This window comes from Alteromonas sp. Cnat3-28 (assembly GCF_022348265.1).
Lineage (GTDB): Bacteria > Pseudomonadota > Gammaproteobacteria > Enterobacterales > Alteromonadaceae > Alteromonas > Alteromonas macleodii.
Map to the genome: position 1 here is coordinate 33,907 of NZ_JAKREY010000010.1, position 22,976 is coordinate 56,882.

At 45.2% G+C, this 22,976-nt stretch carries 18 protein-coding genes and 1 tRNA gene; 6 read left to right on the forward strand and 13 right to left on the reverse strand.

Annotation, left to right across the window (positions count from 1 at the left end; genetic code table 11):
• The first annotated feature begins 188 nt into the window (after nt 1-188).
• The gene (locus MHM87_RS11685; RefSeq protein ID WP_239259195.1) at nt 189-617 is read left to right on the forward strand and encodes a hypothetical protein; all 429 of its coding nucleotides are present in this window, start codon (nt 189-191) and stop codon (nt 615-617) included.
• A gap of 153 nt (nt 618-770) precedes the next feature.
• Here MHM87_RS11685 and trxA (MHM87_RS11690) read toward each other — a convergent pair whose 3' ends face one another.
• The gene (trxA, locus tag MHM87_RS11690) at nt 771-1,640 is read right to left on the reverse strand and encodes a thioredoxin (protein WP_014948105.1); all 870 of its coding nucleotides are present in this window, start codon (nt 1,638-1,640) and stop codon (nt 771-773) included.
• Nucleotides 1,641-1,928: 288 nt separating this feature from the next.
• Here trxA (MHM87_RS11690) and MHM87_RS11695 point away from each other — a divergent pair, with 288 nt between their 5' ends.
• Both MHM87_RS11695 and MHM87_RS11700 read left to right on the forward strand, forming a co-directional pair.
• Nucleotides 1,929-2,261, forward strand: coding sequence for a DUF962 domain-containing protein (locus MHM87_RS11695; RefSeq protein WP_239259197.1), 333 nt, complete (start codon nt 1,929-1,931; stop codon nt 2,259-2,261).
• 283 nt (nt 2,262-2,544) lie between these two features.
• Nucleotides 2,545-4,653 (forward strand): S9 family peptidase, encoded by a 2,109-nt coding sequence (locus tag MHM87_RS11700; RefSeq protein WP_239259199.1) that lies wholly within the window; start codon nt 2,545-2,547, stop codon nt 4,651-4,653.
• A 200-nt stretch (nt 4,654-4,853) separates the two neighbouring features.
• Here the strand turns inward: MHM87_RS11700 and MHM87_RS11705 are convergent, their stop codons facing one another.
• From MHM87_RS11705 to purE, 6 genes are all read right to left on the reverse strand, one after another.
• On the reverse strand, nt 4,854-6,035 hold the full coding sequence (locus MHM87_RS11705; protein WP_131137143.1) for a PQQ-dependent sugar dehydrogenase: 1,182 nt from the start codon (nt 6,033-6,035) through the stop codon (nt 4,854-4,856).
• Between the two features lie 194 nt (nt 6,036-6,229).
• Entirely contained in the window at nt 6,230-6,703 is a 474-nt protein-coding gene (locus MHM87_RS11710; protein WP_014948101.1) for a Dps family protein, read from the reverse strand.
• Between the two features lie 186 nt (nt 6,704-6,889).
• On the reverse strand, nt 6,890-7,435 hold the full coding sequence (locus tag MHM87_RS11715; RefSeq protein ID WP_014975526.1) for a copper chaperone PCu(A)C: 546 nt from the start codon (nt 7,433-7,435) through the stop codon (nt 6,890-6,892).
• 66 nt (nt 7,436-7,501) lie between these two features.
• Nucleotides 7,502-7,577: transfer RNA gene (locus MHM87_RS11720), tRNA-Thr, on the reverse strand.
• A gap of 60 nt (nt 7,578-7,637) precedes the next feature.
• Nucleotides 7,638-8,774: a 5-(carboxyamino)imidazole ribonucleotide synthase gene (locus tag MHM87_RS11725; RefSeq protein ID WP_239259201.1), complete on the reverse strand. Its 1,137-nt coding sequence runs from the start codon at nt 8,772-8,774 to the stop codon at nt 7,638-7,640.
• A complete protein-coding gene (gene purE, locus MHM87_RS11730; RefSeq protein WP_239259203.1) occupies nt 8,771-9,265 on the reverse strand; it encodes a 5-(carboxyamino)imidazole ribonucleotide mutase in 495 nt (164 codons plus the stop codon). The genes MHM87_RS11725 and purE overlap by 4 nt, the downstream gene beginning before the upstream one ends.
• Before the next feature lie 278 nt (nt 9,266-9,543).
• Between purE and nhaA the strand changes: the two genes are divergently transcribed.
• Nucleotides 9,544-10,818, forward strand: coding sequence for a Na+/H+ antiporter NhaA (gene nhaA / locus MHM87_RS11735; protein ID WP_014948097.1), 1,275 nt, complete (start codon nt 9,544-9,546; stop codon nt 10,816-10,818).
• Here the strand turns inward: nhaA and MHM87_RS11740 are convergent.
• The 4 genes from MHM87_RS11740 to trxA (MHM87_RS11755) form a co-directional block, all read right to left on the reverse strand.
• A complete protein-coding gene (locus MHM87_RS11740) occupies nt 10,780-13,596 on the reverse strand; it encodes an ATP-binding protein (protein ID WP_239259205.1) in 2,817 nt (938 codons plus the stop codon). The genes nhaA and MHM87_RS11740 overlap by 39 nt on opposite strands.
• Nucleotides 13,597-13,618: 22 nt before the next feature.
• Nucleotides 13,619-14,917, reverse strand: coding sequence for an amidohydrolase (locus tag MHM87_RS11745; protein WP_239259208.1), 1,299 nt, complete (start codon nt 14,915-14,917; stop codon nt 13,619-13,621).
• 229 nt (nt 14,918-15,146) lie between these two features.
• Nucleotides 15,147-16,412 (reverse strand): transcription termination factor Rho, encoded by a 1,266-nt coding sequence (gene rho / locus MHM87_RS11750; protein WP_014948094.1) that lies wholly within the window; start codon nt 16,410-16,412, stop codon nt 15,147-15,149.
• Nucleotides 16,413-16,683: 271 nt separating this feature from the next.
• Nucleotides 16,684-17,010, reverse strand: coding sequence for a thioredoxin TrxA (trxA, locus tag MHM87_RS11755; protein WP_012517074.1), 327 nt, complete (start codon nt 17,008-17,010; stop codon nt 16,684-16,686).
• A gap of 100 nt (nt 17,011-17,110) precedes the next feature.
• Here trxA (MHM87_RS11755) and rhlB point away from each other — a divergent pair, with 100 nt between their 5' ends.
• On the forward strand, nt 17,111-18,403 hold the full coding sequence (gene rhlB, locus MHM87_RS11760) for an ATP-dependent RNA helicase RhlB (RefSeq protein ID WP_014975523.1): 1,293 nt from the start codon (nt 17,111-17,113) through the stop codon (nt 18,401-18,403).
• A 33-nt stretch (nt 18,404-18,436) separates the two neighbouring features.
• Nucleotides 18,437-19,948, forward strand: coding sequence for a hypothetical protein (locus MHM87_RS11765; protein ID WP_014948093.1), 1,512 nt, complete (start codon nt 18,437-18,439; stop codon nt 19,946-19,948).
• A 111-nt stretch (nt 19,949-20,059) separates the two neighbouring features.
• Here the strand turns inward: MHM87_RS11765 and hemB are convergent, their stop codons facing one another.
• Both hemB and MHM87_RS11775 read right to left on the reverse strand, forming a co-directional pair.
• Nucleotides 20,060-21,070, reverse strand: a complete 1,011-nt coding sequence (hemB, locus tag MHM87_RS11770; protein WP_039225046.1) for a porphobilinogen synthase — start codon at nt 21,068-21,070, stop codon at nt 20,060-20,062.
• Complete coding sequence (locus MHM87_RS11775) at nt 21,067-22,965, reverse strand: diguanylate cyclase (RefSeq protein ID WP_239259210.1); 1,899 nt, start codon at nt 22,963-22,965, stop codon at nt 21,067-21,069. Before MHM87_RS11775 ends, hemB begins: the two co-directional genes overlap by 4 nt.
• Nucleotides 22,966-22,976 lie beyond the last annotated feature (11 nt).

The window sequence follows — 22,976 nt, forward strand, 5'->3', positions numbered from 1 at the left end:
AAAACATTTATTTACAAATTAAGTGTAAATTGTTTTGCCCAAATCGACGTGCTTAGTGATATTTCTTATATAAACACAACTACAGCAAATTTTAAGAACTCTGCTATACCCTATAGAGGCAAGATGTTTTTGTTAGCCGAGTTAGCAAGCTTCGTCTGTTCCACGCAGACAAACATTAAAGGTATTTTATGCGTTTTCCTAAATACGGAAATTATTCATTGGATGTCTCAGGTAACGTACTTGAGGTGTTTGCAACCGGGGCGTGGAACCTGAAAACGACAGAGTTATTTATAGAAGAAATGCATGAACTTATCGCTAAGTTCGACAATAAGCCTTGGGCTGCCCTAATGGACGGACGCCGCTGGGTGCTTTCTACGCCTGAATGCCAAACCCGTTTAGCAGAAGCAATAAAGGTGAACATTTCGCGAGGGCTTACACGCTCAGCTTACGTGCTGGATACCGGAATGGTTAGGCGGGCCCAATTAGAAAGAACCCACCCATCTAAGCACCGTGACGCTGAATCAGCTAACTACGAGCGCGATTATTTTCAAAAGTATTTCGAAGCACTTAATTGGCTGCACAAAGAGGGGTTCTCCCCTATTCTCTCGCCTAAATAAATACAGCAATCGAAGTAGAAATACACACGGTGACATTCGTCAGCATGCGTTCTCGTTCACCTGCAAGCACCAGCACGAAACTCGTACAGTCAATTTATCAAAGTCAGACTCGACTCATTGTCCCCTACGACAGCCGCTAAAATGCTGACGTTGTTAGTACAATAAGCTGTAAACTTTTCGGCGGTATTCCGACTTCAACGGGTCGCCGTCGGCAAGCGCATTCACCATATCCATCATTAGCTTTCTGGCGTCGCCAAACCCAAGTTCTTTCTTTAACACACTATAAAGAAGCTCTAGTGCATCTTGTGCTTTGTTCGCTTGCTGCAACTGTACCGCTAAATCAACTTTAAGCTGTAAGTCGTCTGGGTTCGCTTCTACCGCTGCTTGAAGCTGACGAATTTCAGGAGTGTCGGCGGCTTGTTCTGCCAATTCAATTTTTCCCGCTAAGCTCTTATAGCGAGAGTCTTGATCAACCAACTTAATTTCTTCCAATAACGCTTTGGCTGTATCGATAGATCCGGTCTCGATATAGCAATCAATAAGCATATATTTAGCGTTTACGTTATCTGGGTTAAGCGCTAGGGCTTCTTTAGCTGCGGGCAGTGCCTCTGCATAATCACCTTGCTGAATCGCTTTGCCAGCAGTGGCAAGTAGATCGTCTTCAGGATTAGGCAAATATTTAGCAAGCATTTCGCGAATTTGCTGCTCAGGTTGCACACCCGCAAAGCCGTCAACAGGCTGACCATTTTGCACCACCATCACCGTTGGTAGACTTCTAATACCAAACTGTGCAGCGACTTCTTGCTGGGCTTCGCAGTCTACTTTAGCCAGGATCAAGTGCTGGCTATATTCGCCCGCCAGCTTTTCCAAAATAGGCATAAGGTCTTTACAGGGCTCGCACCAATCTGCCCAAAAATCGATTAGCACCAGCTTATCTTGCGACGCTTCAATGATGATTTGTTGAAAGTTTTCTACCGTAATATCTACGATGGTTGCTTGGCTATTCGCAACGAGATTTTCCATAACGCAGGCCTTTAATTTCTTATATTGAGAGGAATATGGGGCAGACGGCCTGAAATTACAAGGTTAAGGTAGGCTATCTTTGGTCACCGCGCCTTACACTAGGAAGCGCCTCTTAATTCTCCACTTTGTTGGATCTGCACCAGTGAGCACGCATGTTTGCAAAAACTCATTCTCTTTTTGTCGTATTCACGACAATCTATTCCAGAATAGAATGTTAACGTAGTGTAAACCACTGCTACTAAGTCACTCTACTTCTATAAAATACATGCTTATGGCCGAGAGGGTTTTATGTCTACACAAACAAGCACTGACACGCATTTTTCTTCATTCAAAGAGTTTTACCCGTTTTATTTAAATGAACATAGAGATAGTACATGCCGCACGCTTCATTTTATCGGCTCGTGGCTGGTTCTCGGCGTTATAGCACTAGCAGTATTTATGGCTAGCTGGTCGCTACTGTGGTTTATTCCGCTAGTAGGTTACGGTTTCGCTTGGATAGGTCATTTCTTCTTTGAGAAAAATCGCCCTGCGACATTTAAACACCCGCTTTACAGCCTAATGGGCGACTGGGTCATGTTTAAAGATATTCTTGTGGGCAAAATTAGCCTTAAAGGCGAATAAAGCTCAAATGACTTAAAGGACGGCCAGCCCTCTATTAATAATGACAACTGCCATTGCTAGCGCCCTGCGTTGTTAAACGTTGCGCTTAATGTTGGATATGTAATTTTAACGGACAATCCAGCCTCTTCACCGCACGCGCTTTACATAAAAGAAACGAAAGCGATATGGTTAGAGACAACGTTCGCAGGTTGCTACATTTGCGTTAGGATTTACGCTAAGCACACGACAGCGAACATTCTACCTATCGCGCTCAGCGCAAAAAACAATAACAAAAGGAACAACTATGTTTGCGTCTCGTTTCGCCTTTCGACCAGTACGAAAAGGCTTATGTGTTACCTCGACTGCATTATCACTGTTGGTTTTAGGTATAAGTCAGGCCAATGCATTGCAGGAATCTGCCTCTGATTCGACTAGCTTAAATGCGCTGACATACGATGACACCTTTAACTTAGAATTTGTGGCCAACCCACAGTTTCTTAATAAGGATACGGTAATTTATTCTCGTCAGAGCATGGATGTCATGACTGACGGAAGACAAAGCCGACTTTGGCAAGTAAATATTAAATCCGGTGAGCATCGCCCGTTTATTGGTGTAGATGAAAACTTGTCACAGGCTACCTTATCGCCCAACGGTAAAATGGTGGCATATACAAAATCGGTCAACGGCCGCGCACAAATCCATCTCTATTACTTAGATACCATGCAGTCTGTGCGCTTGACCAATACCAGCGAAGCACCTCGTCAGTTAACCTGGTCTCATGACAGCAAAACCTTAGCCTTCACCCAGTTTACCGAAGAAAAGCAAAAGCCATTGTTTACCGGCATGCCGAGCAAGCCTAAAGGAGCAAAGTGGGCTGACCAAGGCACCTATATTGATGCGGTGCAGTATAGAGGTGACGGAAGAGGCTACTTGCGTGAAGGCTTTGACCAGATATTTGTTCTGCCTGTTGAAGGCGGTACGCCGCGTCAGTTAACAACTGGAAAATTCCCTAGCGGCGGCACCCTTTCTTTCTCTAAAGAGAATGACTGGATTTACTTCGCCACACCACAACGAGAAGACTACGCGCTGCATCCTTTGTTTAGCGACATCTATAAAGTGAATGTAAATACAGCGGCAGTTGAACAAGTTACCGATATCGAAGGGCCTGAAGGTAGACCAACTTTGAGTCCCGACGGAAAATACCTTGCATTTACTCAGCTCAACGACAGAAAGCTTTCTTATCAGAATGGCGACCTTGTGGTACTTGAGCTTGAAAGTGGCGACATCACCCGTTTAACTACGTCACTAGATAGAAGCTTAGGCAAATTTGAGTGGCGCAAAGACAGCCGAGGATTAATCTTTTCTTACCTTGATCACGGCGAAACGAAACTTGCTGCAGTGAACCTGAAAGGCGATGTGAAACCTATCGACGTTAGCATAGGTGGACAAGCTTTTGGACGCCCTTACACGTCGGGCGACTTCGCAGTTAGTGATAAAGGCGATATTGTTTACACCACGGCAAGCCGCTCTGTGCCTGGCGACCTGGCGCTTTATAAAAAAGGCAAAGACGATACACAACTTACCGATTTAAACAGCGATGCACTTGGTCATAAAACGCTGGCAGAAGTACAAGATCTTTCCGTAGTATCAAGTGTGGACGAGCTACCTCTCGACGCATGGATTGCTTTGCCACCAGGATTTGATAGCAGCAAAAAATACCCGCTAATTTTAGAAATTCATGGCGGCCCACATGCAGCCTACGGCCCTCACTTTGCCATGGAAATTCAGCTAATGGCCGCGCAAGGTTATGTGGTTGTATGGTCCAACCCAAGGGGCAGTAGCTCTTACGGTGAAGACTTTGGTAATTTGATCCACCATAACTACCCATCAGAAGATTATAACGACCTAATGGATGTGGTAGACGCGGTTGTTAAGCAAGGCTATATAGATTCAGAGAATCTGTTTATTACTGGCGGCTCAGGCGGCGGAACCCTTACCGCATGGTCCATTGGTAAAACTGACCGCTTTAGTGCAGCTGTTGTGGCGAAGCCGGTTATTAACTGGATGAGCTTTTCATTGACTGCCGACGCGTACCCGTACTTTAGCAACTACTGGATGGCAGATATGCCATGGAATATCGCGGATAAGTTATGGCAGCGTAGCCCTTTGAGCTTAGTGGGCAACGTAGTAACACCCACTATGCTGCTAACCGGTGAAGCCGATCACCGTACGCCAATTAGCGAGACAGAGCAGTATTATCAAGCGTTGAAGTTACAAGGTGTAGATGCTGCAATGGTGCGAATTCCAGGGGCTTCACACGGCATTGCAAGCCGCCCTTCTCGCTTAATACAGAAAGTAGGAAATATTGTGGCGTGGTTTGAACGCTACAAGAAGAATAACGACGGCGAATAAGTCAATACGAGACCCGATGTCCTTATAAATAAAAAAGGCGCTTACTTCATTTTACAATAACAATGAAGTGGCGCCTTTTCTCATTCTACGTCTTATACCAGAATTTGAAAGGGAACAGCCATTCCTGCATTCCCACGCTTTGCTATGAAGCTTGCCAGCGCCTTCTGAGTGAGCACTTATCTATGCGGACTGGTACTATGCTATTTGGTTAGCTTTAATACTTTGCCGTTCGGTGCATCGGTCAGTAAGTAAATGGCACCTTCTGGGCCAACTTCAACGTCGCGAATACGGGCGTGATTGTCACGAACATATTCAAACTGCTCTGCGGGCTTTCCATCTTCTACTTTTATGCGACGAAGGTGAGTAAACTTCAACGACCCCACCAGTACATCCCCGTTCCATTCTTTGAACATTTCACCTTGGTAGAACGTTAGGCCGCTTGGCGCAATTGATGGGTCCCAATACACCCAAGGCTGCTTCATGCCATCCATATGGGTTTTGTCGCTGATAATGTCGCCACTATAGTCAACACCATAGGTAATCACAGGCCAACCGTAGTTTGCACCGCGTTCAAGGATATTGATTTCATCACCACCTTTCGGGCCATGCTCCATCGCCCATACCGCACCAGTTTCAGGATGAATAGTAACGCCTTGCACGTTGCGGTGACCATAGCTGAATATTTCAGGGGCTTTGCCGTCTGTGAATGGGTTATCTTCTACTGCGCTGCCGTCACGGTTTATGCGTACAATTTTACCGAAGTGGTTATCGGTGTTCTGCGCTTCTTTCATGTACTTGTAGCGGTCGCCCATGGTGATGTACAAGTGCTTTTTAGCATCGAACGCTAAACGACAGCCAAAGTGAAAGCCGTTATCCACAATTGAGTCGGCACTAAAGATAACGTCAACATTTTCAAGGCCTGAGTCGGTAAGCTTAGCCTTTGCAACACTGCTACTGCTGCCCGGCTTGCCCTCAACCTCACTCGCTTTGCTGTAACAGAAGTAGATAGTGTTGTTGCTGGCAAAATCCGGGTCGATAGCGATGTCCAACATACCACCTTGGTTTTGCGCAACCACCTTAGGCACATTACCTAGACGTCCTGACAACTTACCGTCTTTTGATAAACGCTGAATGCCACCTTCACGTTCCGTAACTAGCAGATCGCCATTTGGCAAAAATGCCATTCCCCAAGGATGAACAAGCCCTTCAGCGAGCGTGGTTACGGTAATATCGCTGTCGGTGATTTCATGCGCTTCGCCATGTTTATGATCTCCGTGAGCTAAAGCGGATTGGCTGATCGTAAGCGCCAATACACAAGTAAGTGACTGCGCTAGCGCGCTCACAGGTTTGAATGGTACAGCTAAAATAGTTGATGGTTTCATCGCTAGGAGCCTCATTTTAAAAAGCCGTGTGCGCGTTCACACAGGATTCTTCTATTATTCTTAGTGGAAGGCAGTATACAAAAAAGGGCACAGCGCTGCTGTACCCTTTGTGATAATTTTACTTGCTTATGCGATAAAGGTGACTGGCCGATTAAGCCTATGTTAAATCACTGTCACCGCACTTATGTAGCGATTTACTTCGGTAATGTTGCACGAAGCATCCACGCAGTTTTTTCATGAACGCGCATACGATCGCCAATTAACGCTGCAGATGACTCATCGTCAGCGTCTTGTGCTAGCTTTAACGATTCACGGCAGGTTTTCACAACTTGCTCATGACCGTGAGTTAACAATCTCACCATTTCCGTCGCTTCAGGTACACCTTCCACTTCTTCAATTGAACTAAGCTCAGCGAACGACTTATATGTGCCCGGTGCAGCAACACCTAGAGTACGAATACGCTCTGCAATTTCGTCTACCGCTTCGGCAAGCTCTGTGTAATGCTCTTCAAACATTAGGTGCAATTCACGGAACTGCGGACCTTCTACGTTCCAATGAAAATTATGCGTTTGAAGGTACAAAGTGTAAGAGTCGGCCAATAACTTCTTAAGGCCTTCTGCTACTGCGTTACGATCGCTCTCAGAAATACCAATATCAATCTTGCTCATGTCACACTCCTTAACGTTAAAACCCTTTTTAGATTTACCTTCAGTCCATTCATCGGCGCTGAAAAATCTTGGTTTAAATAATATAAGTTAATAGTACTACAGAAATTTTGATTTAGATTAACGGTTTAGTTGATTGCATTCATCGCATTAATCGATGACTTTATACATTCTGCCTCAGCCACTCTATTAATGGTGGTGATGGTGGCTTTCGCCCGCTTCTTTTTTAACAGGTAGCAAAACCGGTAGTTCACTCCCATCGCTAAATGTGAGGGTTAGTGCTACTTCGCTGCCCTCTTCTAATCCTTTGGTCAGCCCCATCAACATGATATGACGGCCGCCTGATTCAAAAGAGGCCATTTCGCCCGCTTTTATTATAACGCCGTCAGTTAGCTCACGCATTTTCATCACGTCTTCCTCCATCACCGTTGTGTGGATTTGCGCTTCACTTGCTACATCGCTTGATACTGAAACAGACGTCAGTGTTTTATCGCTGTCACTATGATTATGCAAAGTAAAGTACACTGCACCGGTTTTTGCCAAAGCAAAGGTCGCTCTGGCATAACCATTCATTACCATTACTTCTGATTGCTTACTGGCGTGCTTGTGCTGCTCTTTTGGCATGTGATGGTTATCATGGTCATTGCCATGCGCGTAAATAGTCGCAGACATGCTTAAAGAAAATAAGCCAGTTACGATAACTAACGGTTTAAGTGATTTGGAAAAAAATGACATACAGTCTGCTCCGAATGAATACTCGTAAGCAAGTGTACGTAAGATTGGCATAGGAAAAAAGAAAAATGGTGCCGACTGCCGGAATCGAACTGGCGACCTACTGATTACAAGTCAGTTGCTCTACCAACTGAGCTAAGTCGGCACACTTTAAAAACCGCTGCCTAGACAGCGGATGCGTATTCTAGCGATAAACGCGTGGGTGTCAACCTTTTAATCGCGTTGCTTCACCAACTAATTTTGGGAAGTACTCAAGTGGTAAATATTTGCTCAATGCCATGAGCTTTTCACCCAAGCTTTCATAACTATTCGTGGTGACATTGATGTGTCCCATCTTGCGCTTTTCACGAACAGATTTTCCGTACCAGTGAAGATGACTACCATCGATGCTTAGCAAATCGCGCGAGAAGCTGCTGCAACCAATAATGTTGACCATAGCGCTTGGGCCAATGGCTGACGTGTCACCAAGAGGCAATCCACAGACTGCACGTAAGTGATTTTCAAACTGGCTGGTTACAGCGCCCGACTGGCTCCAGTGCCCGGAGTTATGTACACGAGGAGCAAGTTCGTTTACAAGTAGCTTGTCGCCTACTTGGAATAGTTCCACAGCCAGCACACCGACGTAGTTCATACCCTCAGCAAGTTTCACAAAAATATCGTGAGCCTGGGCCTGAAGTGCGTCATCAACGTTAGTCGCTGGTGCAACCGACACATGAAGTTGACCTTGGTGATGCAAATTTTCAGCAAGTGGATAGGTGCGTACGTCGCCATTAGCATTGCGTACACCGATTAATGACAACTCTCTGTCGAAAGCCACCATTTTTTCAACCACTAAAGGCACGGTCTGCAAATCTAACCCCTGAAGTGCATTTTTTAGTTCAGGTAAGTCAGCCTCATCACTTAAACGCCATTGACCATATCCGTCATAGCCATCGCGGCTAGCCTTAAGAATGAGTTTGCTACCCAGCTGCTTTACGCAATCGTCTAACTGGGCAAGGTCGGTAACTATGTGGTGCTCACAATTTGCCACCTGCATGCTTTCAAGCAGCTTTTTCTCACGTACGCGATCGGCGCCAACAAGAATGCTGTCGATATTCGGCATCAACTTGTTTGTTTTCGCCGCGTCTTCAAGAAGCCTTTCAGGTACATGCTCAAATTCTACGGTAAGAGCATCTGCACCTTCTAATGCTTGAGCAAGTGAGATTTCAAGAGGGGTTTTGCTAACTGGATGTACAACGGTATCGTTGTTTACGTCCACAGCTTGAACGTCAATACCTAACGGGCTTCCCGCCAGGTACATCATTTGAGCAAGTTGGCCTGCGCCGTAAACGACTACTCTCATTCATCTAGCTCCAACGTATTGCTTGAAGCAAGTACCGTATCAGTTTGCGATTTTCTAAAAGCGATAACGGCATTGCGTACGCTTTCGTCTTGCAGCGCAACAACTTGTGCCGCGAGAAGACCCGCATTTGCTGCACCAGCCTCACCTATTGCCAGTGTACCTACCGCAACACCTTTCGGCATTTGAACGATAGAAAGCAGTGAGTCTAATCCGTTGAGCGCCTTTGATTTAACCGGGCAGCCAAACACAGGTAAATGCGTGTGTGCAGCAATCATACCCGGTAAGTGAGCTGCGCCGCCTGCGCCAGCAATGATTGCGCTAAAACCTTCATCTGCAGCGCTTTCTGCAAACTCTACTAGCAAGTTGGGTGTACGGTGCGCGGACACCACCTGCGCTTCAAATTCAACACCAAACGACTTCAGCATTTTTGCGGCCTGCTGCATAGTAGGCCAGTCTGAAGTTGAACCCATTACAATCGCGACTTTTGCCATCTAGAGATCCTCGGGGTAGGTAAAGTGGACAACCTTGGAAAGGCCGCGATTGTAGCGTAAAACCGTTCAAAATCCCACCGTAAATGGCGTCAATTATAGCGCCACTCGCTTAAGGGTTGTTGAGGCTACTCTCTTATAAGGGTGATCTATCTCTTCGCTGTCAGTCGTATTAACTATAATTAATTTATGTAGAAAAGTTGCCTGACTACACGGATTAACGAACGCTTTTATTTCCACATTTTGCGACGTTGACCATGAACGGGCGTTAGAGGTTATTGATGACAGATAAACACGAACCCGACGTACTTGATGAAGTGATAGAAGAAGTACAAGACGTGGTCTCTGACTTCTTAAATCGCGAAGCCGCTCCCGGCATATTGTTAATGGGTGCAACGATTCTTGCGCTCATTATTGCTAATTCTCCCCTAGATACGCTTTACGATCATTTAATCAGTATGCCGGTACAAATATCAGCCGGTACGTGGGCTATCGATAAGCCATTATTGCTGTGGATTAACGACGGGTTAATGGCGGTGTTCTTTTTTCACGTGGGTCTGGAACTGAAGCGGGAAATCTGCGAAGGTGAATTGGCCAATCCCAAAGATATTATTTTACCCGCAGCGGGTGCTGTAGGTGGTATGGCACTACCCGCCTTGATATATGTAGGCATCAACTGGGACAACCCCGTAGCCATTGCAGGGTGGGCAATTCCCGCCGCTACTGACATCGCGTTTGCGTTAGGTATTTTGGCGCTACTAGGTAGTCGAGTACCTACGAGCCTGAAAGTTTTCTTAGTCACCCTGGCTATTATTGACGATATCGGTGCTATCGTAATTATTGCCCTGTTTTACACCGAGCACATTACCGCGGGTGCGCTGTATATTGCTGCAGGTTGTTTATTGCTGTTGTGGCAAATGAATAAACGCAATGTGGTAGATATTCCGCCTTATGTTTTTGTGGGAATCATTCTGTGGGTAGCCATGTTGAAGTCAGGCGTTCACGCCACACTGGCAGGTGTCGTACTTGCTGGCTTTATTCCTATGCGGGATGAGAAAGACGAATCTTATTCTCCGGTAACGCGACTAGAGCACGGTTTGAATGGCTCGGTGAGTTTCGCGATCCTACCTTTATTCGCCTTCGCTAACGCCGGCATAAGTTTTGGTAACATCAGTCCGGAGGGTATTTTCCATCCTGTTACCTTTGGGATCTTTCTTGGCTTGGTTGTGGGTAAACAAATTGGCGTATTCGGTTTTTGCTACTTAATGGTGAAGTTAAAGCTGGCTAAGTTACCAGAGGATCTTAACTTCAAGCATATCTATGGCTGTGCGCTACTTTGCGGCGTTGGCTTTACAATGAGCTTATTCATTGGGGGACTGGCCTTTGCACAGACAGGTATCAATCAAATTTTTGACGAGCGTGTGGGCATTTTAACCGGCTCTCTCGTCTCGGCGTGCTTAGGGTATATTGTACTGCGATTCGTTAGCGAAGCGCCGAGCGATAACACTGATGTAGCCTCAAACGCGAGCAAGTTCACGGGCAATACAGTCAAATAGAACCTGCTTGCGAATAGGCTTACTTAAATGCGCATTCATGCCTGCTTCTAAGCAGGCATTTTTGTCTTCGATAAACGCATTGGCGGTTAAGGCGATGATCCTGACCGCGTCCTTATTCCTGCCTTCACTTCGAATAAGTTTCGATGCTGTATGACCATCCATGATCGGCATTTGGCAATCCATTAAAATTACGTCGAAATCGTGCCTCTTCTCGGCCTTAACAGCATCTTGCCCGTTTTTCGTTCTAATACATTTGATGTTGGACGATTTGAGCATGTCCATGACGATTTCAGCATTAATGTCGTTGTCTTCAGCCAATAAAACCCGTAATCCATCAGGTAATGACGGGATCACCTCATTTTCTGCATGCTCTTTTTCTTCACTTACTGTGGCAGGAATGTGGAAGGTAAAGCTTGTTCCTTTACCCAGTTCACTTTCAACATAAAGCTCACCACCAAGAAGCTCAACCAAACCTTTAGAAATGGCCAAACCTAATCCTGTGCCACCAAAATTTCGAGTAGTGGACGGATCGGCTTGCTCAAACTTATCAAAAATAAGGTGTAGTTTGTTGGGAGCAATGCCTATTCCTGTATCGGTAACCGAAATTTTAAGTCCTTGGTGGGCATAGCTGACGTTAACCGTCACGACACCATCGCTGGTGAACTTAATCGCGTTACTAAGTAAGTTATTGATGATTTGGCTCACCTTCCCTGCATCAATGTTCAGTGCGTTAGGTACGCCCTGATTAATATACAAAGCAATATCGTACCCTTTTACTTGCGCAGCGTGACGGTAGAGGTCACAAGAAGCTTCAAGTAACTCGCGAATGGCACAGCTTTGAATATCGGTAAGCATTTTACCCGATTCAATCTTCGACCAATCTAAGATACTGTCTAGGATGATAAGTAAATTGCTAGCAGAGCGTGAAATTGTTTTGGCTCTAGCCGAAACATTTTCCGGCAACTCATTCTCGAGCATCAATTCACATGAGCCAATAATGCCGTTCATTGGCGTTCTAATCTCGTGACTCATGTTGGCGAGAAACTGCGTTTTCGCCACATTCGCGGCTTCCGCTTCTTTAAGCGCTAACGCAAGGTGCTCGGTTTTCTCTTCTATGCGCTTTTCCAAAGACTGATTCAATTCCCCTAGCTCGACATTCAGGCTTTGCTCTACTTCTCTTGCAACCTTTAGCTCTTCAAATGCATCGAGCAATCGGGCTTCTAAACTCACGAACTCATCGCTTAGCGACGAGAGCTCTTGAATGTGCAGTGCCCTTTGTGGTGCTTTAACACCTTCTTTTTGTGTGGGGTCGAATTCGGAAATATAGCGAACAAGGCGACGAATAGGCGCGCCGACCATTTTTGCGACTACGTATCCGGTGAATGTTCCAAATGCAGATAATGCCAATAGCAGAAGTAAGTCTTTTAGCAAATAATTACTCATTGATGCCATTAACAGTCGTTTGTCGAAGTAATAGCTGACTTTCCAGCTAGCAAAAGGCATATCTTTCGCTAACCTCAACCATGTTTTCCCATGAGGCCCGTTCTCAACCTCAACAGCACAATCAGGTTCACAAATATAAAAAGGTGCTTTAGTGAGTGGCTTCATCTTCAGGCCTTTAGATGCATAGATAACTTCGCCTTTTTGATCCTCAATGAGCATCAAAAAACCACCCAAGCTTAAGTTATCAATAGCAGAAAAGCTCTTTAACGATAAAGAGCCCTCTACAATACCTTTTGGAGTGCCATCTGCATCTGTAATAGGGGCTGACAAGGCTACAATTGGATCGTTACCAAAACCTCGGCCTTGAAATACATTTGAAAGGAATGGTTTACCTGTCTGCATGACTTCAAAGAAATACGGCCTGTAAGCCACATTTGACAAGCCGCTTTGTCTTGCCTTATCCAACAGGCTAGGCGGGTAAGCGTGGGTAAGATCGCCATTGTCATCTGCAATGAGGAAGGTCAAAAATTCTGGATTGTGCGATGCCAACACCCGCAAATTTGTCACCGCTGCATTATCGAAATCGCTGTTTGATACCTCGCTAGACAACACTTGCGCTGCGCTAATAATGGCACTTTGGTGTTGCTGAATAAAATTCGAAAGTTGGAACTCCAGCACATTCACCCGCTGCGACATGTAACTGTGAATTTGTCTTTCTTGCTGTTGTTGAAACAGACTTACCGACAAATAAATTACTGCCATGGAAGCAACGAAGAAGCAACCGGAAAAGAAGTACCCAAAAAGAAAGTGCAGCGTAACCCGCTCGGACTTACTTGATGTTTGTCGCTTAAGCCCGTGGACTGCCAAATACGAAAAGTGTCCGGTTACAAGACCAAATACACCGCTTACCCAGGTGACCAGCACACCCGAAAACAGCATATTTGCGTTATCGCCATCATAAAGAGAATGCTCTAAAACGAGAATGGGCAGAAAGACAATAGACCAAAAGCCTGCGCCTACTTTTATCACCTGTTTAAGCGACTTGTTATAGCCAAAAAAGCTAAGCACGATAGGCAGTAGAGTAAGGCTTTCTTTTCCAACTATGCTCCCGTCGTTAAGCCATAAGGGAAGGCTGACAACAAGTGCAATAGGAATGGAAATAAAAGGAGAAAACCGAAGTGAAGCGTAGACTGCCGCACCTATGCCAAATGTAGCTATCCCTGTGCTATCAAAAGGTGGGTTGAGAGCATTAAGACCCGCACCTAACACACATACAAGTAGTGCTTGAAGGGCCAGAGACCATGAAAAAGAAAATGAAATACTGCCAATTTTCAACGCATGTCTCCGGCGAATAGATTTAGTGTTGAGCCATGTAATCTAGGGTAAAGTTCGTTAGAAGCTTCACGCCTAATTTCATGCCTTCATCATCAACATAAAATTCCGGTGTGTGATGAGCAGGGCTATCTACTTCAGAGACGTCTAATGGCTTACCGCCTACCCAAACATATAAACCTGGAATTTTTTCTTGGAAAAATGAAAAGTCTTCCGCCCCCGTGACCGGTTTAGAAAGCAGCGTATTTTCAACGCCTGCGGTACGCTGCATAGTAGGCAGCATGGCTTTTGTAAGCTCTGGGTCGTTGTACGTAATGGGGTAATAGTAATCTAGCGGTAGCGTAAGTTCTGCTTCTGCGCCCATACTTTCAGCAATAGCCTTTACTTTGCGCGGAAGCGACTCGTAAATGTGATCGCGAGCGGCTTCATTGAGTGTACGAATTGTGCCAACCATTTCTACTTCATTTGGAATGATGTTTGAACGGTTACCGCCGTGAATAGAGCCAATAGACACCACCGCTGCATCGTCAATCAATTTCAACTCACGACTTACTATAGTCTGAATTGACATGATCATTTGCGCAGCGGTAACCACTGGATCAACACTCTTCCAAGGATAAGCGCCGTGGGCTTGCTTACCGTGAATAACAATTTTAAATGGGTCTACCGCGGCCATGGTGCCACCCGCGTTATAACGCACTTTACCCACATCGGTGTTAGCATTGATATGCAGGCCAAAAATAGCGTCTACATCAGGGTTTTTAAGTACACCTTCAGCAACCATAACTTCCGCACCGCCTTTTTCTCCAGCGGGTGCGCCCTCTTCTGCTGGCTGAAAGATAAACTTCACTTTACCTTTCAGGTCGCCTTTAATTTCGGTAAGAATTTTTGCCGCGCCCATGAGCATTGCCATGTGAGTATCGTGACCACAGGCGTGCATAACCGGCACTTCTTTTCCGTTGTATTCGCCCATCTGCTTTGAGCGGTAGGACAAATCGTTTTGCTCTTTTACAGGAAGTCCATCCATGTCTGCACGTAATGCAACCACAGGACCTGGCTTGCCCGAGTCTAAAATAGCTACCACACCCGTTTTTGCCACACCGGTCTGCACTTCTAAACCTAGGCTTTCAAGGTAGTCAGCAACATATTCAGCGGTTTTAAACTCGCGATTCGATAATTCAGGAAATTCATGAAAGTGATGACGCCATTTAATTACATCAGGCTCGACTTTATTCGCTAATTCATCAACATTGATCTGAGCGGCATTAGCAGCTGACACAGAGGCCAACCCTGCAAATGCGAGTGACAGCAATTTCTGGTACATAACTATTATTTCCTTTGGTGTTTTTTAGACAGAGTAAATCATCTCAAGGGAGAACACACCATTGAACTAACGATTGCTGTTAAAAATCAATAAGCAAACGAAAATACCCCATTCACAAGACTGAGGGTATTAGACGGAAGTATAAGAAAAGTGCTTTATCGATGCAGGGAATAAAAAAGGCGCCGAGTGGCGCCTTTTCCTTAAATATCAACTTATTACTAAGTTTCTATTAACTCTTTTGTCTACGCATTGCGTCAAAGAACTCATCGTTTGTCTTGGTCATCGACAACTTACTGATAAGGAAGTCCATTGCGTCAATTTCTGACATTTCGTGAACGATTTTGCGAAGGATCCACATTTTCTGTAGTTCATCTTGCGCTGTAAGCAGTTCTTCACGACGGGTACCAGAGCGGTTGAAGTCGATAGCCGGGAACACACGTTTTTCCGCGATTTTGCGATTAAGGTGTAATTCCATGTTACCTGTACCTTTAAACTCTTCGTAGATAACTTCGTCCATTTTAGAGCCGGTATCGATAAGCGCTGTTGCGATAATCGTTAAGCTTCCGCCTTCTTCAACATTACGGGCGGCACCAAAGAAGCGCTTAGGCTTGTGAAGAGCATTCGCATCAACACCACCGGTAAGTACTTTACCTGATGATGGGATAACCGTGTTGTAAGCGCGAGCAAGACGAGTAATCGAGTCAAGCAGGATAACCACGTCTTTTTTGTGTTCAACAAGACGCTTGGCTTTCTCGATAACCATTTCAGCAACTTGTACGTGACGACTTGCTGGCTCATCGAAGGTTGAAGCAACGACTTCACCTTGAACAAGACGATGCATCTCGGTTACTTCTTCCGGACGCTCATCAATAAGTAATACCATTAACTCACAATCTGGGTGGTTAGCAGCAATTGACTGAGCAATATTCTGAAGAAGAAGCGTTTTACCGGCCTTAGGTGGCGCTACGATAAGACCACGCTGGCCTTTACCGATTGGCGACGCCAAATCTAGTACACGAGCCGTAATGTCTTCTGTTGAGCCATTACCACGTTCCATGCGCAAGCGATCTGCTGCGTGAAGTGGTGTAAGGTTTTCAAAAAGGATTTTATTACGTGAATTTTCAGGCTTGTCGAAGTTAACTTCGCGGATTTTTAGCAGGGCGAAGTATCGTTCACTGTCTTTCGGTGGACGAATTTTCCCGGCAATCGTATCACCGGTACGCAAGTTAAAGCGTCGAATTTGGCTTGGCGATACATAAATATCGTCTGGTCCTGCAAGATACGAAGAGTCAGCTGAGCGTAAGAAGCCGAAACCGTCCTGTAAAATTTCTAGTACCCCATCACCAAAGATGTCTTCACCGCTTTTTGCGTGTGTCTTTAGGATTGAGAAAATGATGTCTTGTTTTCTGGCGCGCGCCATGTTTTCCAGGCCCATCTCCTCGGCCAGGTTAACCAACTCGCTTATTGGTTTGTTCTTTAATTCAGTTAAATTCATACTGGTGGGTCTTTGTGCTTGAACTTCGCTTACAGGACTTAAAGTCACTCTGTTCTAGTTTAGATTTGATATCACCCTGATGTGGGCGTAAGCAGAACGCTGCTCGGATGAGCGCTGAAGAAAAGTTAGCACTATATTTAATCAACGTCCAGCGTTTTACCGCCGAAATGTTAAATAATTTGTGGCTTGCTCTTCTAGAATGAAACGTTAGTCCCTGTGGCGTAAATAAAAACCGGTGCTTCGTTAGCACCGGTTTTCAATTTGAAATCAATTAAAGGTTTTCGTTAAGGAACTCTGTTAATTGAGCTTTAGATAGCGCGCCTACTTTAGTTGCAGCAACGTTACCGTTTTTGAAAAGTAGTAATGTAGGAATACCACGAATACCATATTTAGGTGGAGTTTCGTTATTTTCATCGACATTCAACTTGCCAACTGTTAACTTGCCATCAAACTCGGTCGCAACTTCTTCCAAGATTGGTGCGATCATTTTACACGGGCCACACCATTCGGCCCAGAAGTCAACCAGTACAGGACCTTCAGCATTGATAACATCTGCTTCGAATTTATCGTCAGATAACTGGATAATTTTGTCGCTCATTCTTTTCTCCATTATTGGTCTGTCGCTGATTTGTCTCAGCCTGACCATAAGTGTTATATAGAAACTGTTTTTTAATGCAAGCACTGATAAGCTATAAGCTATGCCTACTCACTTAACTGATACTCACTTTTCTGACCTGCCGATTAACGGCAAGGTTGTTGACGCCTTGGCGGCAGCTAATTTTTCACATTGTACACCAATTCAAGCACTTGCACTGCCTCCTTTATTGGAAGGTCACGACATTGCAGGTCAGGCTCAAACCGGAACCGGTAAAACCATTGCCTTTTTGGTAGCTACATTTCACTATTTGCTAAGCAAAGCAGAAAATGCAGATAACAGCAAATCAAATGGCCCTCGCGCAATTATCATGGCGCCGACCAGAGAGCTCGCCGTTCAAATTTATAACGACGCCAAACTGCTTAGTGAGCATACTGGATTGTCGCTTGGTTTGATTTATGGGGGCGAAGGTTACCAAAGTCAACGTGAAACTTTGGAAGAAGGGGTAGATATTATAATTGGTACGACAGGACGCATACTGGATTACTACAAACAGAATGTGTTCACACTGAAGAATATTCAGGTTGCCGTACTTGATGAAGCCGACCGCATGTTCGATTTAGGCTTTATAAAAGATATCCGCTTTTTATTCCGCCGCATGCCACCGGCAAGTGAACGTTTGAGCATGCTATTTTCAGCTACACTTAGCTACCGCGTGCAAGAGCTTGCTTACGAGCACATGAACAACCCTACCCACGTACAGGTAGCGCCAGAACAAACAACTGCAACTCGCGTTTCTCAAGAGCTATTTTATCCGTCTGATGACGACAAGATGCTGCTTCTTCTTACGCTGCTTGAAGAAGAATGGCCAGAAAAGGCCATTGTTTTTGCCAACACTAAAAATAGCTGTGAGAAAGTTACCGACTGGCTTACCGCGGATGGCCATCGTGTGGGCTTGCTTAGCGGCGATGTACCACAGAAAAAACGCCTTGGGATCTTAGAAGATTTCACCAAAGGCAACCTTGATATTTTAGTCGCAACCGACGTTGCAGCGCGCGGTCTTCATATCGACGCGGTAACGCACGTATTCAACTACGACTTACCTGACGACGCCGAAGACTATGTACACCGTATTGGTCGTACTGGCCGTGCAGGACAAAGTGGTGTTGCAATTAGTTTCGCCTGCGAAAAATACGCACTAAACTTACCTGCTATTGAGCAATACATTCAAAAGGCAATACCGGTTACCGATTACGACCGCAGTGCTCTACTTGATGATGTAACGCCTCCAAAACCACGTAGAAGACGTACGCCTAACAACCGCAATTCTTCACGTCGTGGAAACGGAAGAGGCCGTGGAAAGCCTCAAAACCGAAACAACAGAGCGCAACAGTGAGGCGTAAAGGTACTCAATAAGAATCGAGGTTTTATGCAGGCAGAACTCCAGCACGACGCACAAACCTACGGCGAGTATTACGCCGCCGTAGATTTAGGCTCTAACAGCTTTCACATGGTGATTGTTCACGTTGTTAACGGCAGTGTGCAAATAATAGGGAAAATTAAACAGAAAGTGCGCCTAGCAGCAGGTTTAGATGATGAGCTAGCACTTGATGACGTAAGCATGGAACGCGGCTGGCAATGCCTGCAAGTATTCTCGGAACGCCTGCAGGATATCCCCCCTTCTAATATTAAAATTGTAGCGACCGCTACATTGCGACTGGCAACCAATGCGCATGTATTCATTCGCAAGGCAGAAGAGATTCTCAATCACAAACTTGAAGTGATTAGCGGTGAAGAAGAAGCGCGACAAATTTATCTTGGCGTAGCCTACACATCCGCCAACCAAGGCAATAGCTTAGTCATAGATATTGGCGGCGCCAGCACAGAAATCATTATCGGTAACGACATGCAGCCTATCCATCTTAAGAGTTTGGATATGGGCTGTGTAACGTTTATGGAACGCTATTTCACCGGCGGCACTATCACCGAAGACAATTTCGACAATGCCAAACAAGCCGCGCACGCGCTTATTGCCGATGTGTCTAGCGCGTTTTTGTGTTTTGATTGGGAGAATTGTTTAGGTGCATCTGGCACGCCGCAAGCCATTACTGAGATTCTTGTAGCACAGGGCATTAGTGATGCTATCCGCTTAGACTATTTGTATCATTTAGAAAAGCAATGTATTGAATGCGGCAGCATTAAAACCCTTGATATCGACGGATTGGAAGATAACAGAAAAGCTATTTTCCCGTCTGGTTTAGCGATCCTCATCAGCTTATTTGAAGCGCTAAATATCAAGCACATGAATATTTCTGGTGGTGCGCTTCGAGAAGGACTTATCTACGGAATGTTAGATAACGTTACCGAGAATGATCGTCGTCAGCAGACCCTTAATCAGGCAAAACATCGTTATCATGTAGATGCCAGTCACGCGAACTCGGTTAGTCACGTAGCGCTTACTTTATGCCATCAACTCTGTGCACAACAGAATATTTGTCATTTAGATACCGAAACTATTTTAGGTGCAGCCGCACAGCTTCATGAAATAGGTCTTCACATTGAATATAAGCGCCATCATGAGCATGGTGAATACATATTAAGTCACATTGATTTGCCTGGCTTCACGCGCCTTCAGCGCGCCGCCATCCGCGATTTAGTTGCTCAGCATAGATTAAACATCAAGCCAGACGTATTTGAAAAGTACCACGAAGACTACCGTCCAATGCTAAAAGGCTTATTGCGAATTTTACGTATCGCAGTGGTGTTATGTCTGCGTCGTCAGAATAAACATATACCAGAAGTAACTTTGCAGTGCGAAGAAAGTAAGTGGACACTTACTTTTCCTGAAGGCTGGCTGAAATCGCATCCTTTGATCAACGCAGAACTAGCAAATGAATGCTGGCTTCAGCATAAAGCTGGCTGCGAACTCGTTTGTAAGTAACCACTTACATACAGATAGGATGCGTTAAATGTATTGCGATAAATAGAAAAGAAACATAAAAAAAGCCGTGCACTGCACGGCTTTTTGTTGTCGAACCTTTGGTTGTTGGTATTACTTGTCGTTTTGCTTCGCTAAAAGCGCAGCAGCTTGCGGAGCGAAATAAGTCAGAATCCCGTCGGCGCCAGCGCGCTTAAACGCTAATAACGATTCTAGGATCACCGCGTCTTCATTTAGCCAACCATTAGCAAAAGCAGCTTGATGCATAGCGTACTCGCCACTTACTTGATAGGCGAATGTCGGTACTTTAAATTCGTCTTTACAACGACGCACAACATCTAAATACGGCATACCTGGCTTCACCATTACCATGTCAGCGCCCTCTTCTATATCAAGCGCAATTTCGTGGAGTGCTTCATCGGTGTTGGCAGGATCCATTTGATAGGTTTTCTTGTTGCCGCCCTTTATATTTGCAGCGGAGCCGACGGCATCACGAAATGGACCGTAGTACGCAGACGCGTATTTAGCAGAATAAGCCATAATACACGTATTGATGTGACCTGCTTCTTCAAGTGCTTTTCGGATACTGCCAATGCGCCCATCCATCATGTCAGAAGGCGCAACAATATCAGCGCCAGCTTCAGCATGCGATAACGCTTGCTTAATGAGCACCTCGACTGTTTCGTCGTTCATCACATAACCAGTTTCGTCTAAGAGGCCATCTTGACCATGAGACGTAAATGGATCTAATGCGATATCAGACATCAGCATTACTTCAGGAAACGCCTTTTTAAGCGCTCTCATAGCTTGCTGAGCAAGCCCTTCAGGATTAAACGCTTCGCTTGCACACTCGGTTTTAAGAGACATAGGTGTCACAGGGAAAAGCGCAATCGTTCTAATGCCCAGCTCTACCCATTTCGCCGTTTCTTGCACTAGCAAATCGATAGAAAGTCTTTCCACACCAGGCATAGAAGGTACGGCTTCTCGTGCGTTCTCACCGGGTAGTACAAAAACAGGGTAAATGAGATCGTCAGTGGTTAAACGGTGCTCTGCCACAAGCCCTCTTAAAGCATCTTTGGCGCGTAGTCTGCGCATTCTTCTTTGAGGGAAAGGTGAAGATGTCATAGTTTTTCCTGTAAATGTTTATGTATTACTGTATTGCGGCCCGCAGCCTTGGCTTCGTAAAGGCATTCGTCGGCGAACTTGAAAAGATTTTGCGCGTGCTCTTCATCAATAATAATGGTTGTAGAAACGCCCGCGCTTGCAGTTAGCTTAATGGTTTCCCCTTCGTAATCAAGTGGGGTCGACTCAAGGCTATCTCGCATATTTTCGGCAACGTGAAAAGCGCCTTCAAGATCGGTATTAGGCAATATAATGGCAAACTCTTCACCACCTATGCGACACAAGTCATCTGTAGGGCGATGGATGTGCTTCTGAAAGACATTGGTGACGTGAATTAAGCACGCGTCACCACCATCATGTCCGTGTTTATCATTAATTTGCTTAAAATGATCCACGTCAACAATGATGAGAGATAATGGTGTTTGCTCACGTCTACTGCGTCGCCCTTCAGAACGAAGACGCTTATCGAAATGTCGACGGTTGTGCGCTCCCGTGAGCGGATCTATTGCATTTAACCTTTCCAATTCTTGGTTAACTTCAGACAATTCGCGTAACGTAATTTCTAGCTCTAACGTGCGTTCTTGTACTTTATACTCCAGGTCATCTTGATAACGCTTTTGTACTTCAAGTAAGTTCTCTTTGGCGGTATTTGCCTGTTTTTCCTGCTCTAGCGCGAACTGCTGCGCCTCAATGAGATCATCGCGACTGTGGCTATAATTAATCGCTAAGATAAGTGCCAAGATGAGCGTTTCAACCGCGCCACCAATGATCAGCAGGTTATTTGACGAAATAGGCAACTGAATAATATTAACGTTATCAAGGCTCGCACTTAGCCCACTAATTAATAGAAAACCCCAAGCGATGGTAAAATAACGAGCTACGACTACCCCTTTGAGCGTTAGCCAAATACCCAAGCCAAGAATAAAAATAACGATGAGGCTGAGCAGTAATAAGAACGCTTTTATCATGAACGAGTAAGGTAAGATAAGGCCGAGGATAATACTCAACCCGCACACCCAGCTGATTGCCTGTGTGATTTTATCTAGCTTTACGCTGTGGGCTCTAATAGGTAGTAGGCTTCGCGTAAACATCGCCGCAAACATAATAGTCGCGTTAGCAAACACAAGAATTGCTTTACCTTGAAACCATGTGCTTCCCGGCCACATATAGGAGAAGCCGTAGCCGTGTAACGTCGACAATATAAGCGCCAAACTCATTACATAGCCAGAGTAATAAAGGAACGACACGTTACTTGTCGTTACCGTAAAAAATGCGTTACTCACGCCCATTGCTACCAAGATGCCAAAAAATATCCCCAATGCCAGGTTACGGCTTGATGTATAGGCAATAAACTCTGTTTCTTCCCATATACGAATAGGAAGGCGTACGCTGCCAGAGGTTTGTACTCGAATAATCACCCGCTGCGACTGAGCGCTTACTGGTAGGGGGAATAGTGGCTTCACATGAGAAACAGGCCGGTTGTCAAAGTGCAGGCCATCGCCACCTGAATAAGTAGCAATAGGCGTGCTGCCTATTTGGCTGTAAATCGCAACGTCTAAACTATCTAAAAGGGGATAGTCGATGTGCAATAGAAATCGACTTTCATTGCTTTGTGTTGGCGCAATGACCATTGAAAACCAATGTACGTTTGTGTTCATACCCAAGTTAATGGGTGAAGATATTGGTGTCCAGTCGGTAAGCGGCGTTTGAGTAATGGTAGTAAAATCGAGCGCATTGCCATTATCTACATTGAGATAAGTAAGCTGCGAGAAACGTGGTGTTGCACTGGTGTTAGGAGACAAACTAAACAACACAGACACAAATGCAACGACGGCCACTAGGGTGATAAGAATAAGACCCGCATCATACTTGCGCATCGCTTTCAGATTTGTCTGCATATAAACCTATG

Excerpts from the sequence above, each read along its gene's own strand:
- MHM87_RS11685 (WP_239259195.1), top strand. The coding sequence starts at position 189 with ATGCGTTTTCCTAAATACGGAAATTATTCATTGGATGTCTCAGGTAAC.
- trxA (WP_014948105.1), bottom strand. The coding sequence starts at position 1,640 with ATGGAAAATCTCGTTGCGAATAGCCAAGCAACCATCGTAGATATTACG.
- MHM87_RS11695 (WP_239259197.1), top strand. The coding sequence starts at position 1,929 with ATGTCTACACAAACAAGCACTGACACGCATTTTTCTTCATTCAAAGAG.
- MHM87_RS11700 (WP_239259199.1), top strand. The coding sequence starts at position 2,545 with ATGTTTGCGTCTCGTTTCGCCTTTCGACCAGTACGAAAAGGCTTATGT.
- MHM87_RS11705 (WP_131137143.1), bottom strand. The coding sequence starts at position 6,035 with ATGAAACCATCAACTATTTTAGCTGTACCATTCAAACCTGTGAGCGCG.
- MHM87_RS11710 (WP_014948101.1), bottom strand. The coding sequence starts at position 6,703 with ATGAGCAAGATTGATATTGGTATTTCTGAGAGCGATCGTAACGCAGTA.
- MHM87_RS11715 (WP_014975526.1), bottom strand. The coding sequence starts at position 7,435 with ATGTCATTTTTTTCCAAATCACTTAAACCGTTAGTTATCGTAACTGGC.
- MHM87_RS11725 (WP_239259201.1), bottom strand. The coding sequence starts at position 8,774 with ATGAGAGTAGTCGTTTACGGCGCAGGCCAACTTGCTCAAATGATGTAC.
- purE (WP_239259203.1), bottom strand. The coding sequence starts at position 9,265 with ATGGCAAAAGTCGCGATTGTAATGGGTTCAACTTCAGACTGGCCTACT.
- nhaA (WP_014948097.1), top strand. The coding sequence starts at position 9,544 with ATGACAGATAAACACGAACCCGACGTACTTGATGAAGTGATAGAAGAA.
- MHM87_RS11745 (WP_239259208.1), bottom strand. The coding sequence starts at position 14,917 with ATGTACCAGAAATTGCTGTCACTCGCATTTGCAGGGTTGGCCTCTGTG.
- rho (WP_014948094.1), bottom strand. The coding sequence starts at position 16,412 with ATGAATTTAACTGAATTAAAGAACAAACCAATAAGCGAGTTGGTTAAC.
- trxA (WP_012517074.1), bottom strand. The coding sequence starts at position 17,010 with ATGAGCGACAAAATTATCCAGTTATCTGACGATAAATTCGAAGCAGAT.
- rhlB (WP_014975523.1), top strand. The coding sequence starts at position 17,111 with ATGCCTACTCACTTAACTGATACTCACTTTTCTGACCTGCCGATTAAC.
- MHM87_RS11765 (WP_014948093.1), top strand. The coding sequence starts at position 18,437 with ATGCAGGCAGAACTCCAGCACGACGCACAAACCTACGGCGAGTATTAC.
- hemB (WP_039225046.1), bottom strand. The coding sequence starts at position 21,070 with ATGACATCTTCACCTTTCCCTCAAAGAAGAATGCGCAGACTACGCGCC.
- MHM87_RS11775 (WP_239259210.1), bottom strand. The coding sequence starts at position 22,965 with ATGCAGACAAATCTGAAAGCGATGCGCAAGTATGATGCGGGTCTTATT.